Here is a 15670-nt window from a genome sequence, read left to right as displayed (position 1 = left end):
ATTCCACGGCGAATGTTTCCGGGTGCGCCGGGGTGCCCGCCGCCACGGGAACACCCCCGGGAGCCCAACGAAGGGACCGCACCCCATGAAGGCAACTCGGCTCAGCGCCGCCGGGCTGGCCGTGGCGCTGCTCGGCGCACTCGCCGCCGGCACCCCCGCGCGCGCCGCGGACACCGCCGCCACCACCGCATCCTCGACCACCTGCCCGACCGATCCGGCCACCCCCAAGCGGCAGTTCCGGGCCATGTGGATCGCGTCGGTCACCAACATCGACTGGCCGAGCGCGGCATCACAGACCGCACCCGACCGGATCGCCAAGCAGAAGGCGGAATACCTGGGCTGGCTCGACCTGGCCCAGCAGCTCAACCACAACGCCGTCGTGGTCCAGGTCCGCCCGACCGCCGACGCCTTCTGGCCGTCGCCTTACGAGCCGTGGTCGGAATACCTGACCGGGGTACGCGGCCAGGACCCGGGCTGGGATCCGTTGGCCTTCCTCGTCGAGGAGTCGCACAAGCGAAACCTGGAGTTCCACGCCTGGTTGAACCCGTACCGGGTCTCGATGCCGGCCCCGGGCGCCGGCGCGGACCTGTCGAAGCTCGCGCCGAACCACCCGGCCCGGCAGCACCCGGACTGGGTCTTCGCGTACCCGCCGGCCAACGTCGCCGGCAGCCGGCTCTACTACAACCCCGGCATCCCCGAGGTCCGCGAGTTCGTCGAGACCGCGATGATGGACGCGGTCAACCGGTACGACGTCGACGGCGTGCACTTCGACGACTACTTCTACCCGTACCCGAGCGGCACCTACGAGGTGCCGGACGACGCCACCTTCGCCCGGTACAAGCGGGGCTTCACCGACCGGGCCGACTGGCGGCGGGACAACATCAACCTGCTGGTCCGGGAGATGAACGCCAGAATCAAGGCGGTCAAGCCGTGGGTGAAGTTCGGCGTCAGCCCGTTCGGCATCTGGCGCAACCGCTCGGCCGACCCCGCCGGCTCGGACACCACCGGCTCGCAGTCGTACGACATCATCTCCGCCGACACCCGCAAGTGGATCAAGCAGGAGTGGATCGACTACGTGGTGCCGCAGCTCTACTGGTACATCGGCCAGTACCCGGCGGCCGACTACGCCCGGCTGGTGCCCTGGTGGGCCGAGCAGGTGCGCGGCACCAACGTCCAGCTCTACATCGGGCAGGCCGACTACAAGAGCGGCGACCCGGCATACGGGGCGGACTGGATGAAGCCGCGTGAGCTGTCGGACCACCTGACGTTGAACCGCTCGTACCCGGAGGTGCTCGGCAACGTGCACTTCTCCGCAGTGCAGGTGCGGGCCAACCGGCTCGGCGCCACCGACAGCTACGCCGCCGAGCACTACTCCCGCCCGGCGCTGGTGCCGACCATGTCCCAGCTCCCGGCCAGGCCGCTGCGGCACCCCGTGCTCACCGGGGCCGACCGGAAGGCCGACGGGGTGCACCTGAGCTGGCGGCAGCCGGCGGACGGCCAGGGCCCGTTCGGCGCCGCCACCTCGTACGCGATCTACCGGTTCGACGGCACGGGGCACGTCGACGCGTGCGGCTTCGCCGACGCGTCCCACCTGGTCGGCACCGTGCGTGGCACGGCCGGCGACGTCCAGTCCTGGGTGGATCCGGGCGCGGCGGCCGGGCAGCCGTACACCTATTACGTGACCGCTCTCGACCGGGTCTGGAACGAGGGCCCGGCCAGCCCGGCGCGCTTTGTGCGCTGACGGCTAAGGAGGGGCAAACGCGGGGAGTCGGCGGCCTGGTCCGGGTGCTCGACACCGAGGGCCAGCGCCGTCGCCTCCTCCAGGGCCAGCTCGCCGCCCTCGCCGTACGTGGCGTCGAACGCCGCGTCGCCGAGCTCGCGGCGCAGCTCCACCTGCCGCTCCTGCCAGTACGGGCCGTAGATGCCGGGGGTGGCCCGCAGGTTCGCCCGGGTGGCCTGGGCCGCGCCGAACAGCCGGGCCCCGGTCACCCCGTCCCCGCCGAGCGCGCAGCGCACCGCGATCGCGTTCAACGTGTCGCAGGCCCGGCCCAGGTAGCCGTGGTTCATCCGGGAGCGCAGCGCCACCAGCAGGTGCTCGTGCGCGGCCACCAGGTCGCCCCGGGCCAGCGCCACCATGCCGAGCAGCATGTCCACCGAGCGGCGGCCCCGCTCGACCGGGCGGGCCGCCGCGACCGGGCGGGACGCGCCGAGCAGTTCGGCCGCCTCGTCCAGCGCGCCCCGGCGCCAGAGCAGCTCGGCCAGGTTGTAGATGGCGCGCAGCGCGTCGGAGACAACGTCCTGCGCGTACGCCCATTCGATCACCTCGCGGCAGACCCGTTCCGCCTCGGCGAACTGCCCCATGTCGATCAGCGGCGCGGCCCGGCCGGCCAGCACCCGGGCGAGCAGGCCCCGGTCGCCGGCCTGCCGGGCGGCCGCCTCGGCCCGCTGCGAGTAGCGCAGCTCCTCGGCGACCTCGCCGTCCGCACCGGCGTGCAACGAGTGCATGTGGTACGCCGCCGCCAGCTCCGCCTCCGGCATCGTCTCGCCGGTCTCGGCGATCCGGCCGTACAGCCGGAACAGCCAGAGCCGCCCCTCCCGGGCCAGCCCCCGCTCCCGCCACCACTGGTCCAGCCCGCCGGCCAGCCGCAGCCCCGAGCGGGCGCTGCCGCCGGTGGCGCACCAGCGCAGGGCGGCCCGCAGTTCCCCGGCGAGTGGGTCGAGCGCGTACAGGGACAGGGTGATCGGCTGGCCGTCCGGGCCCAGGTGGGCGCGGTCCAGGGCGTGCCGGGACCAGGCGACGTGCCGGTCCCGGGCGGCCCGCTCCTCGCCCGCCTCGATCAGCCGGCGGGCCGCGTACGCCCGGATCGGGTCGAGCATCCGGTAGGTGCTGCCCGAGGCGTGCGGCTCGGCCAGCACCATCGACTTGTCCACCAGTACGGAGAGCGGGTCGAGCGGATCGTCGTCGAGCAGCCACTGCACCGTCGGCAAGTCCACCGGCCCGGCGAAGACCGCCAGCCAGCGCAGCAGCCGGGCCGGGCGTGTCTCCAACGTCCGGTACGACCAGGTGACCGTGGCCTGCATGGTCAGGTGCCGCTCTTGGGCCGACCGGTACGCCGCCGTGGACGGCTCCGGCTCCGCTCGTCCGGCGTCCAGCGTGCCGAGCATGTCGTCGAGGCGCTCGGCGAGCTGACCGGCCGAGAGCACCCGCAGCCGGGCCGCGGCCAGCTCGATGGCCAGCGGCAACCCGTCCAACCGGCGGACCACCCGGCGCAGGTCGGCCTGCTCGGCCGGCCCCGGCGGCCGACCACCCCGGGCCGCCGCGGTCCGCTCCAGCAGCAACGTGACCGCGTCGCTCTCCCCGCCGCCCGGTCGCGGGTCGTCCGAGAGCGGCGGGATCCGCCACACCACCTCGCCGGGCAGGCCGAACGACTCCCGGCTGGTGGCGATCACCCGGACGTCCCGGGCACCGGCCAGCAGTCGGGAGATCGCCTCGGCCGAGGCAGCCGGCTGGGCATCGCAGGTGTCCAGCACGATCAGCATGCGGCGGGTGGCCGCGTACTCGACCAGGGTGTCCGTCATCGGCCGGCCGGGCTCCGGGCGGAGCCCGAGCACCGCGGCGACCTCGAAGGCGACCAGGCCCGGGTCGGTCACCGCGGCGATGTCGACGAACCACACCCCGTCCGGGTACGCCTCGACGATCCCGGTGGCCAGCTCGACCGCCAGCCGCGTCTTGCCGGCACCGCCCGCGCCCAGCACCGTCACCAGCCGGTACGTCTCGACCAGCCGATTCAGCTCGACCCGTTCCGCCTCGCGCCCGACGAACGAGGTGGCCTGGGTGGGCAGGTTGTGCGCCACCGCGTCGGCGGTACGCGGTCGCGGGAAACGCCGCTCCAGGCCGGGCGCCACCACCTGGAACAGCCGTTCCCGGTCGTCGAAGCCGCGCAGCCGGTGCAGCCCGAGGTCCAACAGGGACGCTCCGTCCGGCAGCGAATCGGCGTGCCGGGCGGTCGCCGCCGAGCAGAGGACCTGTCCACCGTGGGCAGCGGCGGCCACCCGGGCCGCCCGGTGCACCTCGGGGCTGGCGTACTCGCCGTCGCGGGGCTCGGCGTAGCCGGTGTGCAGGCCCATCCGAACCCGGGGCCTGGCCTCGGGCGTGGGCCAGTCGTGGCTGACCAGTGCGCGTTGAGCGGTCAGGCAGGCGGCGAGCGCCCCGGCCGCGTCGGGAAAGGCGAGGAAGAACGAGTCGCCCTCGGTCAGCAGCTCCGCCCCGTCGGTGCCGGCCAGCGTGTCACGCAGCAGGCGACGGTGCTCCCGCAGCACCGGGCGGTAACCCGTACCGAGCAGCTGGGCCAGCCGCGTGGAGCCCTCGATGTCGGTGAAGACGAAGGTCACCCAACCACTCGGGAGGTGGATCCGTGGCGACATGCGTGGAACCTCCCACCCTGATGTCGGCTTCATGCTGCCCTATGGTCACGCGGTCACACATCGTGAGAACGGCCGGGGCGGATTCCGACTCAAGGTGCCAAAGGACCACACCTGCGGCAAGGGCGGACGACCGGGAAGTGGAATCGCCGGCGGCGTCAGCAGCCGCAGCCGCCGCCGCAGCAGCCGCCTCCGGCCGGGGCGGACGCCCCACCGGCCCGACCTGCGCCACCCCGACCGGTGACCGCGACGGTGGAGAGCAGTTTCACGGTGTCGGCGTGACCCTGTGGACAGGGGGCCGGGTGGCCGGCCTCGGCCATCGGCCGGTTGACCTCGAAGGTGTCTCCGCAGGCGCGGCAGCGAAACTCGTACCGGGGCATGCCATCAGGGTACGGCCGGGCCGGACGCGACGGCCGGCGTGGGTAATACTCGACGGGTGGTGGACGGCAAGGAACGATCGACGGTTCGGCCCCTACGACCGGCCGTGCCGCCTGACGGCGGCGCCGGGCCGCCGCTGATCCCCCGGTCCCGACCAGCATCCGAGCCCACCACGGCCGGCAGCGCCGCGACCGCTGTGGATCCGGCACCGACCACTTCGGAGCCGGACGGGGGCGGCGCGAGGGACGGTCTACGGCGGCGGCGGGTGCCGTTCGCGCACGCGATCCGGATTCCGCCGCCCCGGCAGCTCGCCGTCGCCGCGGCCCGGGCCACCCGGGACTGGTCCCGCCGCCCGGCCGGGCGGACCACCCTCGGCGGCCTCTTCCTGCTGGCCCTGGTCGCGACCACCGCGGCGGCCGGCGCGCTGCTGGTACCGGCGGCCGTCGGCGGGCCGGTGGCCGTCGACGCCACCATGACCGGGCCGGCCGGCGTGCCCGAGGGCGGCGCGCTGCCCGGCTCGACCGACACCGCCACCGGGACGCCGACCGACCTGGCGACCGGGACGCCACCGCCGGACGCCGGGCAACCGACCGGGCCGGTCGTGGGGGCGGCCCCGACCGGTCGCCCGGCCGACGCGCTGGCCGGGTGGGCGAACGGGCTCAGCGGGAGGACCGGCATCCCGGTGATCGCCCTGCAGGCGTACGGCTACGCCGAGCTGGTGCTGCAGCAGACGCAGCCGGGCTGCCACCTCAGCTGGACCACACTCGCCGCGATCGGCTACGTCGAGTCCCGGCACGGTTCCGCGAACGGCGCCACCCTGCGTCCGGACGGTGTCGCCGCACCCGAGATCCGCGGCGACCCGCTCGACGGGCGAAACGGTCGCGCCCGGATCCTCGACACCGACCAGGGCCGGCTCGACGGCGACACCGTCTACGACCGGGCGATCGGGCCGATGCAGTTCATTCCGAGCACGTGGCAGGAGATCGGCGCGGACGCCGACAACGACGGGATCAAGGATCCCCACAACATCAACGACGCGGCCCTGGCCGCCGGCCAGTACCTCTGCAAGGGTGGCCGGAACCTGACCGTTCCGGGTGACTGGTGGGGTGCCATCCTCTCCTACAACGACGTGCGCCGGTACGCCCAGGACGTCTTCGACAAGGCGGACGAATACGGGCGGCTGAGCCGTACGTGACCGGATGCATACATTCGAGCACCGAACCCTTCCCCCGGGCAGCCGTTGGCGGCAAGCTAGACAGGTGATGGTGCGCGAGTGGGACCCTCGTAACGCGTCGTCCGCTGAGATCGCGTCGCTGCTGGACACGCTGAACGCGGTCCTGGCGGCCGACCTGCCGCAGGATCCGCCCTGGCGGGAGAGTTCGCTGCGGGAATACCTCTCCGAGGTGATGCCCGGCGAGCGGCGGATCTCCTGGATCGCCCAGGCCGAGCCGGCCGAGGACGGCACCCCGGGCCTGCTCCTGGGGCACGTCAACGTGCTGCTCCTCGGCGGGATCGGGGTGCTGGAGGTGCTGGTGCACCCGGCGGCCCGGCGCACCGGCCTCGGCCGCGAGCTGGTCCGGGTGTCCGCCCGCCGAGTCTGGGACGAGGGCTTCCAGTCGATCGGCGTGGAGGTGGTCGGCGACACCCCGGCCGTGGCGTTCTACGAGTCGCTCGGCTTCGCCCGCGAATACGTCGAGACCCGCAGCGTGCTCGACCTGAACGCGGTGGACTGGCCGGCGCTGGCCGAGATGGCCACCGGCGTGGGCGCCGGATACCACCTGGAGTTCTGCCCGGGCGGCCCGCCGGATGAGCTGATCGAGGCGTACGCGCGGGCCAAGGCCGAGGTGCGTGACGTCGACGACGGCGAGCTGCGGCCCAGCTCGTACGACCCGGAGCGGCTGCGGGACAGCCTGACCACCCTGCACCGGCGAGGGATGAAGCCGTACATTGTGCTGGCCCTGCACGAGCAGACCGGCGAGGTCGCCGGGCTGACCGAGGTGGTGGTGCCGGCCCAGCACCCGACCCGCGCCGACCAGTACGACACCATCGTGGTCCGCGACCACCGCGGCTACGGCATCGACCGGGCCATCAAGGCCCGGATGCTGCTGGAGCTACGCTCGGCCGAGCCGGAGCTGGTCGAGGTGCAGACCTGGAACGCGCAGGCCAACGAGGCCATGCTCAAGGTCAACGCGGAGCTTGGCTACCGCCCCGACCGGGAGTGGTGCGAATACGGCGTCGACGTCGCCGAGCTGGTCCACCGCCTCGATCCACCCCGCTGACGCTTGGCCGCCGGCCGGCTGTGTCGCTCAAGGTCTGATTCCACGCCGCCCCAGATCGGGCGGGGGCGGGACACTCCGGTACTTGGCCACCCGCACCTCCCACTGGCTGCGCCGCCGCAGGGCGTCCCGGACCGCCCGGTCGCGGTAGAACGTCTCCGGTGGCCGCGCCAGGCCATACCGGTCGGCCCACCACTCCCCCGGCTCCGGATCGGTGATGACGTCGAGATGGGACGGGTAGCGGCGTTCCGCCCCGTCGCGCAGGTCGCCGCGGTCGCGCATCGGCTTGAGCACCCGACCCGAGTCGTCCACGACGGCGAGGCGGAAGCCCGCCACGCTGATGATCCGCTGCAGCATGGCGATGCTCGGGGTCAGCGTGCCCGCCTCGATCCGGCCGACAGTGGCCGGATGCACCCGGGCGAACCGGGCCAGCTCACGCTGGCTGGCGTCGGCGCGACGACGGACCGCCCGGACGATCCCGGCAGCGGGCCAGGGAATGTCGAAGGGCTCGGTGAGCAGCGTGGGCGGTTCCACGACTTCTTCGGGCCGGCCGGGACGCTCGGGGTTGGCAGCATCGGTCACCCCGCCACGCTCTCCCCGCAGGCCGCACCGCGGCAACCCCGGCTGGCTCGGCTGTGGAAAACCGAGCACCCTGTGGACAACTTCCGGCCGCGTCAGCGGGCCGGCCGCCTCGCCAACTGGGGAACCGACACGGAAGTTGGTAACCCACCGTAAAGATGACGCTGGGTAACGTCAACAAGACCACTGCCGCCCGCCGGCTCCCTCCACCGCCTCCCAGCAGCCCCCAAATCAGGCAAATACCCCTCGGCCGCGTCGACACGCTATTAGCCCTCTCCAGACTTTGCTCCGCAGCCATATACGCGTCAGACACGGAGGGTTGCTGCTGCGTGGATGGCTGCAGAGCAAAGCGAGCGGTGCGGTAGGTGGGGGGCCGCCGATTCAGGCACGCAGGGTGACGATCCGCAGTGGCTTGGACCGGGTACCACGCGGCGACCAGCGAGGGATCCGGATGCGCCGCCGGCCACGTCGCCGCCGGGAATGCGGGTCCGAGCAGTTCCACCGGGAGCACGTCGAACCCGAATCCGCCGGGCGCTTGCGTTGGCCGTCGACGACAGCCTGGCCGCCCGGTCGGCCCTGGAGCGGCTTCCCGCACGGTGCCCCGCAGCGCAGCGGACAGCTCAGTAGCGCTGGCGGAGCAGTTGGGCGGCCTCGACCGCCCAGTAGGTGAGGATGATCTGCGCCCCGGCCCGGCGGATCGAGGTGAGCGTCTCGAGCATCACCCGCTCCCGGTCGATCCAACCGTTCGCGGCAGCCGCCTCGACCATCGCGTACTCGCCGGAGACCTGGTAGGCGGCGACCGGGACGTCCACCGCGGCCCGGACCGCCGACACCACGTCGAGGTACGGCAGGGCCGGCTTGACCATCACCAGGTCGGCACCCTCGGCGACGTCCAGCTCGACCTCGCGCAGGGACTCCCGCAGGTTCGCCGGGTCCTGCTGGTAGGTGCGCCGGTCGCCGTCGAGGGCCGACTCCACCGCATCGCGGAACGGGCCGTAGAAGGCGGAGGCGTACTTGACCGCGTACGCGAGCACCGCCACGTCCTGGTGACCGGCGGCGTCCAGCGCCCGGCGGACCACGCCGACCTGGCCGTCCATCATCCCGGACGGCCCGACCATGCCGACCCCGGCGTCGGCCTGGGCGACCGCCATCCGGGCGTAAGCCTCCAGCGTGGCGTCGTTGTCCACGGTGCCGTCCGGGGTGAGCAGCCCGCAGTGGCCGTGCGAGGTGAACTCGTCCAGGCAGAGGTCACTCATCACCACGGTGGCGTCGCCCACCTCGGCGACGACGTCCCGGATCGCCACGTTGAGGATGCCGTCCGGATCGAGACCACCGGACCCGGACTCGTCCCGTGACGCCGGCACGCCGAAGAGCATGAGCCCGCCCACCCCGGCCTGGACCGCCTCGACGGCGGCCTTGCGCAGCGAGTCCCGGGAGTGCTGGAGCACTCCCGGGAGCGACGCGATGGCCCGTGGCTCGGTCAACCCTTCCTTGACGAACATCGGCAGGACCAGCTCGGCCGGGTCGACGCGAGTCTCGGAGACCAGCCGCCGCACGGCCGCGTTACGACGCAGCCGGCGGGGCCGAACCTCGGGGTATGCCACGGGAGCCTCCTGTCAGCGGAACCTCAGGGCGGTCGGCCCCTGCACCTTCGAGCCGCGGCGCTGCTTGGCCGGCATGGCGGCCAGCTTCTCGCGCAGCTCGACGGCGTAGGCGGCGAGCGCCTCCACCAGGTCGGGCACCGACGCGTGGGCCGGCTGCACGTCGACCCGCAGGCCGAACTCCGTCGCCGTCTCCGCCGTCTTGGGCCCGATGACGGCGACAACGGTACGCGCGTGCGGCTTCCCGGCGATACCGACGAGATTGCGCACTGTCGAGGAGGACGTGAAGAGCACGGCGTCGAAGCCGCCCGACTTGATCGCGTCCCGAATCTCGGCCGGCGGCGGGGCGGCCCGGACGGTCCGGTACGCGGTCACGTCGTCGACCTCCCAGCCCCGTTCGGTGAGCCCGGCGGCCAGGGTCTCGGTGGCGATGTCGGCACGCGGCAGCAGCACCCGGCCGACCGGGTCGAGGATCTCGTCGTGCGGCGAGAACTCGGCCAGCAGACCCTCCGAGGTCTGCTCGCCCGAGGGCACCAGCTCCGGCTGGATGCCGAACGCCCGGACCGCGTCCGCGGTGGCCTCGCCGATGCAGGCGATCTTGACGCCGCCGAAGTGGCGGGCGTCCAGGCCGTGCTCGGCGAACTTCTCCCAGACGGCCCGCACCGCGTTCACCGAGGTGAAGACCACCCAGGCGTACCGGCCGTCGACCAGGCCCTTGATCGCCCGCTCCATCTGGGCGGGGGTACGCGGCGGCTCGACCGCGATGGTCGGCACCTCGCACGGGATCGCCCCGTACGCCCGCAGTCGGGCGCTCATCGCACCGGCCTGCTCCTTGGTCCGGGGTACGAGCACCTTCCAGCCGTACAGCGGCCGGTTCTCCCACCAGCTCAGCTTGTCGCGTTCGGAGACGCCCACACCGATGGTGAGCACGACCCGGCCGGTGAAACCGAGCGCCGCCGCGACGAAGGAGTCCACGGTCGACGTGGTGGTGTACTGCGTCTCGCCGGTGCCGTCGCCGGTCACCCCGACGCCGGTGGTGCCGTCCACCCCGGCGGCCAGCAGGCCGTCCCGGATCGCGGCCAGGTCGCCGGCGTCCACGGCCAGGGCGAGCGAGCCCCGGCCGACAGCCGCGGCCAGCGCGTCGAAGTCCAGCGTGGTGACGTCCTCGACGTCGGCGGCGGTCCGCATCCCCGGCAGCGGCACACCCGCGTAGGTGGACACGCCCTCAGCCTGGCCGACGCCCGGAACCACCTCGAAGCGCGCGGCGGTACGCGCCACCGCCTGCACCTCCCTGACCACCGACTCGTGGCCGAACGGGTCACCGGCGACCAGGTGCACCGCGTTCTGCCCGGAGCGGGCTGCGGAGATCAGCACCTTCGCCACGTCCCCCGGTACGCCCTCGGCAGGGCTGAACTGGGCGTCGGACTTGGCCTGGGCCCGGATGTGCTCGAGCAGCGACTCGGGGATTCCCCGGTCGTACACCACCTGGTCGGCGTCGATCAAGGCGTCGTGCGCCCGGCTGGTCAGCAGGCCCGGGTCGCCGGGACCGGCCCCGACGAACGCGATACGGCCTACGGGCTTACGGGTGCGGGTCATTCTGTGCTCCCAAATTGCTGGGTCCCCGGGCCGGCGTGTCCTTCTTGGCCGAGGATCGAGTCGGCGCCGAGTTCGAGGAGTTCGGCGGCGAGTGCCTTGCCGATCTCCGCCGCGTCGGCGGGCGTTCCGGTGCGGGACAGTCGGAGGTCGCGAGTACCGTCCGGGCTGATCACCGCCCCGCGCAGGTAGATCTCCTCACCGGTCTCACCCTCGGCGAGTTCGCCGTAGGCGGCGACGGGTGCGCTGCACCCGGCCTCCAGGGTGGCCAGCAGCGCCCGTTCCGCGATGACCGCGGCGCGGGACGGTGCGTGGTCGAGCACCGCGAGCAGCTCGACCATGTCCTGGTCGTCGATCCGGCACTCCACCGCCAGCGCGCCCTGCGCGGGCGCGGGCAGCATCAGCATCGGATCGAGCGTCTCGGTGATCACGTCCGTCCGGTCGAGGCGGGCGAGCCCGGCCCGGGCCAGGACGACGGCGTCGAGGTCGGCGTCCGGGCCGAGCACCCGGCCGAGGCGGGTGTCCACGTTGCCCCGGATCGGGGTGACCTCCAGCTGCATCCCGAGCGCGTGCAGCTGGGCGATGCGGCGCAGTGCGCCGGTGCCGACCCGGGCGCCGGGCGGCAGCTCGGCGAGCGTACGGCCGTCCCGGGCGACGAGCGCGTCACGCGGGTCCTGCCGGGGCGGCACCGCGGCGATGTGCAGGCCGGGGGCGTCCGCGGTGGGCAGGTCCTTGTACGAGTGGACGGCGAAGTCGATGGTGCCGGCGGTCAGCGCGTCCCGCAGTGCGGAGACGAAGACGCCGACGCCGAGCCGGTGCACCGGGGCCGAGGAGCGGTCCCCGGCGGTCAGCACCTCGACCAACTCGACCTCGCGGCCGGTTGCCTTGGTGAGGGCCTCGGCGACGTGGCCGGACTGGGCCATCGCCAGGGCGCTGCCCCGCGTGCCAAGGCGCAGGGGGGCGGTCATCGGGCACCTCCGGTGGGTGGGGCGGTGTCAGCCGGCATGACGATCTCCGGTTCCACCACGTCGGGCACGGTGTCGACCGGAGAGGTCTGCGGCACCTGCAGGTCGAACAGCTCGCGCAGCAGGGCCGCGTACTGGTCGCCGCCGGGCTCGGCGGCGAGCTGGCGGACCCGTACGGTCGGTTGGTGCAGCAGCCGCTGCACCACCCGGTGCACGGTGCGGGCGACCTCGGCGCGTTGGTCGTCGGTGAGGTCGGGACGGCGCTGGGCCAGCCGGCGCAGCTCGGCCGCGACCACGTCGTCGGCGCGCCCGCGCAGGGCGGCCACGGTGGGCGCCACGTCGGCGCCGCGCAGCCAGCTGAGGAACGCCTCGACCTCGTCGGCGACGATCCGGGCCACCTCGGCGGCATCGGCGGCGGCGGCGCCGTCGGCGAGGATCGCGGCCATCCGGTCGATGTCGATCACCTCGACGCCGGGCAGCTCGGCGACGCCCGCCTCGACGTCGCGCGGGACGGCCAGGTCGAGCAGGACCAGCCGGCCCCGGCCGACATCGCGCCGAGCCAGCGCCCGGCTCACCACGTCGCGGGTGAGGACCGGTTCCGTGGCCGCGGTGGCGGCCACTACGATGTCCACTGTGGAGAGCGCATCGACCAGTTCGGCCATCGGCACGGCGTTCGCGCCGTACGATTCGGCCAGCCGGACGGCCCGGTCGGCGCTGCGGTTGGTGACGGTGAGCGACCCGGCGCCCAGCCGGGAGAGGGTGGCGACGCCGAGCGAGCCCATCGCGCCGGCGCCCACCACCATGGCGGGGCGGCCGGCCAGTTCGCCGCCGAGCAGGTCAGCGGCGAGGTCGAGGGCGGCGGTGACCACGCTCTGACCGGCCCGATCGATGTTGGTCTCGGCGTGCGCGCGCTTGCCCACCCGCAGCGCCTGCTGCATCAGCTCGTGCAGCAGGCGGCCGGTGGCGTCGGCGCCGCTGGAGCAGTGGTAGGCGTCCCGGAGCTGGCCGAGGATCTGCGCCTCGCCGACGACCATCGAGTCCAGCCCGGCGGCGACCCGGAAGACGTGGTTGACGGCGGCGGCGTCGTAGTGGACATAGAGGTGGTTGGCGAGCGCCGCCGGCGGGCAGCCAGCCAGCTCGGCCAGGACCGCGCAGATGTCGCCGAGGCCGCCGTGGAAACCGGAGACGGCCGCGTACACCTCCACCCGGTTGCAGGTGGAGACGAGCACGGCCTCGGCGACGTACGACTGGGCGACCAGCCGGTCCAGGGTGCGGGTGAGGTCGGCGGGCGGGACGGCCAGCCGCTCCAGCGTGGCGACCGGAGCGGTGCGGTACGACGCGCCGACGGCGAGCAGTTTCACGTGCCGATCGCCTCCTGTGTGTCGGTGGCCGTGAGCCCGCCCGGCAGGGCGGTGAGGGCGGACCCGCCGGTGGCGGGCAGGGCGGTCAGCGAGGCCTTGCGGTGCTCGTGGAAGGACAGGATCTGCAGCTCGATCGCGAGGTCGACCTTGCGCACGTCGACCCCATCCGGCACCGAGAGTACGCACGGAGCGAAGTTGAGGATGCTCGTCACGCCGACGGCGACGAGCTGGTCGGCCACCGACTGGGCGGCCGGCGCCGGGGTGGCGATGACCCCTATCGAGATCAACTCGTCGGCGGCCACCCGGGGCAGCTCGTCGATGTGCCGGACGAGCAGCCCGTTGATCTCCTCGCCGATCCGGGACGAGTCCGCGTCGAAGAGCGCGGCGATCCGGAAGCCACGGCTGGCGAAGCCGTCGTAGCCGGCCAGGGCGTGACCGAGATTACCCACGCCGACCAGGGCGACCGACCGGCACTGGGTGAGCCCGAGCACCGACTCGATCTGGTCGATCAGCAGGGCGACGTCGTAGCCGACCCCTCTGGTTCCGTAGGAGCCGAGGTGGGAGAGGTCCTTACGGAGCTTCGCCGAGTTGACCCCGGCGGCGTTGGCCAGCGCCTCGCTGGAGACCGTCTCGTCGCCGGCGTCGGCGAGGGCGTGCAGGGCACGGAGGTATTCCGGAAGCCGCGCGACGGTCGCCTCGGGCAGGTCCGGGAGCGCCGGTACGGCACCGGCGCGACCGGGCGCGCCAGGGTGACGGTGCTGACTCATGAGACTCCGTGCGGTGCGATCCTCGACCAGCGTCGGTGGCCGGTCGTCTCGGGACTCCCGCTGGCGACCGATGTTGCCGGCTGTGCTAGCAGGGCGCGTCGGAACTACAGAGTAGGCGCTTGTGAACAGGTGCACAAATCGCGATCTTGCTGGCCGGCGACGCGCCTCCACCTGCCCCTCCACTTCACAAGATCGATAACCGCGCACCGTCGGCGCCGCTCGGTGATTATTGCTCAATCCCGACTTCTCTGACCAATCGCGCGCGCCCGGTAGCGCCGTGTCACCGCCCGACGCGACGACTCTCACACGGGGTAGGGAGAACCCCACCCCGGAGAGGCCGGTGCGCGGGATGGGTCGGGCGGGCTCCGGCCCATAGCCTCGATGGCATGACCGCCGCACCCCTGGCCGACGCACCGGCCCCCACCGCACCATCGCCGGGACTCGCCCGGCAGCTCCTGCGCGACTCCGGTTACGTGCTCTTCGGCCTGCCACTGGCGCTGGTCGGCTTCGTGGTGGCGGTGGCGGGGATCTCACTCACCGCCGGACTGCTGGTCACCACGCTCGGTCTGCCCGTACTCGCCGGCACCCTGTACGTGGCCCGCGGGCTGGCCGATCTCGAGCGGTTCCGGCTGCCCGGGGTGCTCCGCCAGCCCCGGGTCCGCCCGGTCTACCTGGCACCTCAGCCGCGGGGCGGGTACTGGCGCCGGATCCTGACGCCGATGCGCGACCCGCAGTCCTGGCTCGACCTGCTGCACGCATTCGTCAAGCTGCTCGTGTCACTGCCGACCTTCGTGGTGGTGCTGGTCTGGTGGGCGATGGCCGTCGGCGGCACCCTCTACTTCACGTACGACTGGGCTATCCCGCGCGGCCCCGGGCAGCAGGACCTCAGCGAGTTGCTCGGGATGGGCGTGGGGCCCGCCCCACGGATCGCGTTGAACACCTCGTTCGGCCTGTTCTGCCTGCTCACCCTGCCGCTGGTGGCCCGTGGGTGCGCCCGGCTCCAGGCCGGCCTGGCCCGCTTCCTGCTGACCGGGGTGGCCGAGATGCGCCACCGGATCAGCACGCTGGAGGACCAGAAGCGGGCCGCCGCCTCCGCCGAGGCGTCCGCCCTGCGCCGGCTGGAACGGGACATCCACGACGGCCCGCAGCAGCGCCTGGTCCGCCTCGCCATGGACCTCAGCCGGGCCCGCCAGCAGCTCGCCGCCGACCCCGAGGCGGCCCGGCGGACCCTGGACGAGGCGGTCACCCAGACCCGGGAGACCCTCGACGAGCTGCGGGCCCTGTCCCGGGGAATCGCCCCGCCGATCCTGGTCGACCGGGGCCTGCCGAGCGCCCTGGCCGCCCTCGCCGCCCGCGCGCTGGTCCCCACCGAGCTGGCGGTCGACGACGACCTGGGTACGCCGCAGGGACGGCTGGACCCGGCGGTGGAGACCACCGCGTACTTCGTGGTGGCCGAGGCGCTGACCAACGTCGCCAAGCACAGCCGGGCGGCCGCCTGCCACGTTGAGGTGACCCGTCGGGTGGGCCGGCTGGAGATCAGCGTGGCGGACGACGGGGTGGGCGGCGCCCACCTGGCCAAGGGGCACGGGCTGAGCGGGATCGCCGACCGGGTCCGGGCGGTCGGCGGCGTGCTCGACGTCACCAGCCCGACCGGCGGCCCCACCGTGATCCGCGTCGAACTGCCTCGCTGACGGGCGGACCGATGACCGAGGACGTGATAGACACCGG

The 15670-nt window shown here is 73.4% G+C and carries 12 protein-coding genes; 4 read left to right on the top strand and 8 right to left on the bottom strand.

The window, feature by feature from the left end:
* The first annotated feature begins 85 nt into the window (after positions 1 to 85).
* Entirely contained in the window at positions 86 to 1741 is a 1656-nt protein-coding gene (locus tag AB0C02_RS26580; RefSeq protein WP_357551667.1) for a family 10 glycosylhydrolase, read from the top strand.
* On the opposite strand, the gene AB0C02_RS26575 is transcribed toward AB0C02_RS26580, so the two are convergent.
* Entirely contained in the window at positions 1675 to 4425 is a 2751-nt protein-coding gene (locus tag AB0C02_RS26575; protein ID WP_357551666.1) for an adenylate/guanylate cyclase domain-containing protein, read from the bottom strand. The two genes, AB0C02_RS26580 and AB0C02_RS26575, sit on opposite strands and share 67 nt — an antisense overlap.
* A 155-nt stretch (positions 4426 to 4580) precedes the next feature.
* Positions 4581 to 4802 carry a zinc ribbon domain-containing protein gene (locus AB0C02_RS26570; RefSeq protein WP_357551665.1) on the bottom strand — a complete coding sequence of 74 codons (222 nt, stop codon included), beginning with the start codon at positions 4800 to 4802 and terminating at the stop codon, positions 4581 to 4583.
* Between the two features lie 56 nt (positions 4803 to 4858).
* Between AB0C02_RS26570 and AB0C02_RS26565 the strand changes: the two genes are divergently transcribed.
* Together AB0C02_RS26565 and AB0C02_RS26560 are read left to right on the top strand one after the other, a co-directional pair.
* Complete coding sequence (locus AB0C02_RS26565) at positions 4859 to 5995, top strand: lytic murein transglycosylase (protein ID WP_357551664.1); 1137 nt, start codon at positions 4859 to 4861, stop codon at positions 5993 to 5995.
* A gap of 67 nt (positions 5996 to 6062) precedes the next feature.
* Positions 6063 to 7079 carry a GNAT family N-acetyltransferase gene (locus AB0C02_RS26560; protein ID WP_357551683.1) on the top strand — a complete coding sequence of 339 codons (1017 nt, stop codon included), beginning with the start codon at positions 6063 to 6065 and terminating at the stop codon, positions 7077 to 7079.
* A gap of 27 nt (positions 7080 to 7106) precedes the next feature.
* Here the strand turns inward: AB0C02_RS26560 and AB0C02_RS26555 are convergent, their stop codons facing one another.
* The 6 genes from AB0C02_RS26555 to AB0C02_RS26530 all read right to left on the bottom strand — a co-directional run bounded on the left by AB0C02_RS26555 (position 7107) and on the right by AB0C02_RS26530 (position 13942).
* Entirely contained in the window at positions 7107 to 7658 is a 552-nt protein-coding gene (locus AB0C02_RS26555; RefSeq protein ID WP_357551663.1) for a helix-turn-helix domain-containing protein, read from the bottom strand.
* Positions 7659 to 8275: 617 nt separating this feature from the next.
* Entirely contained in the window at positions 8276 to 9259 is a 984-nt protein-coding gene (gene hemB / locus AB0C02_RS26550) for a porphobilinogen synthase (RefSeq protein WP_357551662.1), read from the bottom strand.
* Positions 9260 to 9271: 12 nt separating this feature from the next.
* Complete coding sequence (locus tag AB0C02_RS26545) at positions 9272 to 10852, bottom strand: uroporphyrinogen-III synthase (protein WP_357551661.1); 1581 nt, start codon at positions 10850 to 10852, stop codon at positions 9272 to 9274.
* Positions 10849 to 11817: a hydroxymethylbilane synthase gene (hemC, locus tag AB0C02_RS26540; RefSeq protein ID WP_357551660.1), complete on the bottom strand. Its 969-nt coding sequence runs from the start codon at positions 11815 to 11817 to the stop codon at positions 10849 to 10851. The genes AB0C02_RS26545 and hemC overlap by 4 nt, the downstream gene beginning before the upstream one ends.
* The gene (locus AB0C02_RS26535; RefSeq protein WP_357551659.1) at positions 11814 to 13175 is read right to left on the bottom strand and encodes a glutamyl-tRNA reductase; all 1362 of its coding nucleotides are present in this window, start codon (positions 13173 to 13175) and stop codon (positions 11814 to 11816) included. The genes hemC and AB0C02_RS26535 overlap by 4 nt, the downstream gene beginning before the upstream one ends.
* Positions 13172 to 13942: a redox-sensing transcriptional repressor Rex gene (locus AB0C02_RS26530; protein ID WP_357551658.1), complete on the bottom strand. Its 771-nt coding sequence runs from the start codon at positions 13940 to 13942 to the stop codon at positions 13172 to 13174. The genes AB0C02_RS26535 and AB0C02_RS26530 overlap by 4 nt, the downstream gene beginning before the upstream one ends.
* A 386-nt stretch (positions 13943 to 14328) precedes the next feature.
* On the opposite strand from AB0C02_RS26530, the gene AB0C02_RS26525 reads away from it, so the two are divergent.
* Complete coding sequence (locus tag AB0C02_RS26525) at positions 14329 to 15633, top strand: sensor domain-containing protein (RefSeq protein WP_357551657.1); 1305 nt, start codon at positions 14329 to 14331, stop codon at positions 15631 to 15633.
* Positions 15634 to 15670: the final 37 nt, after the last annotated feature.

The organism is Micromonospora sp. NPDC048999, assembly GCF_040649295.1.
Taxonomy (GTDB): Bacteria; Actinomycetota; Actinomycetes; order Mycobacteriales; family Micromonosporaceae; genus Micromonospora.
The sequence above is the reverse complement of the archived record's forward strand: the minus strand, read 5'-3'. Positions and strand labels throughout refer to the sequence as shown.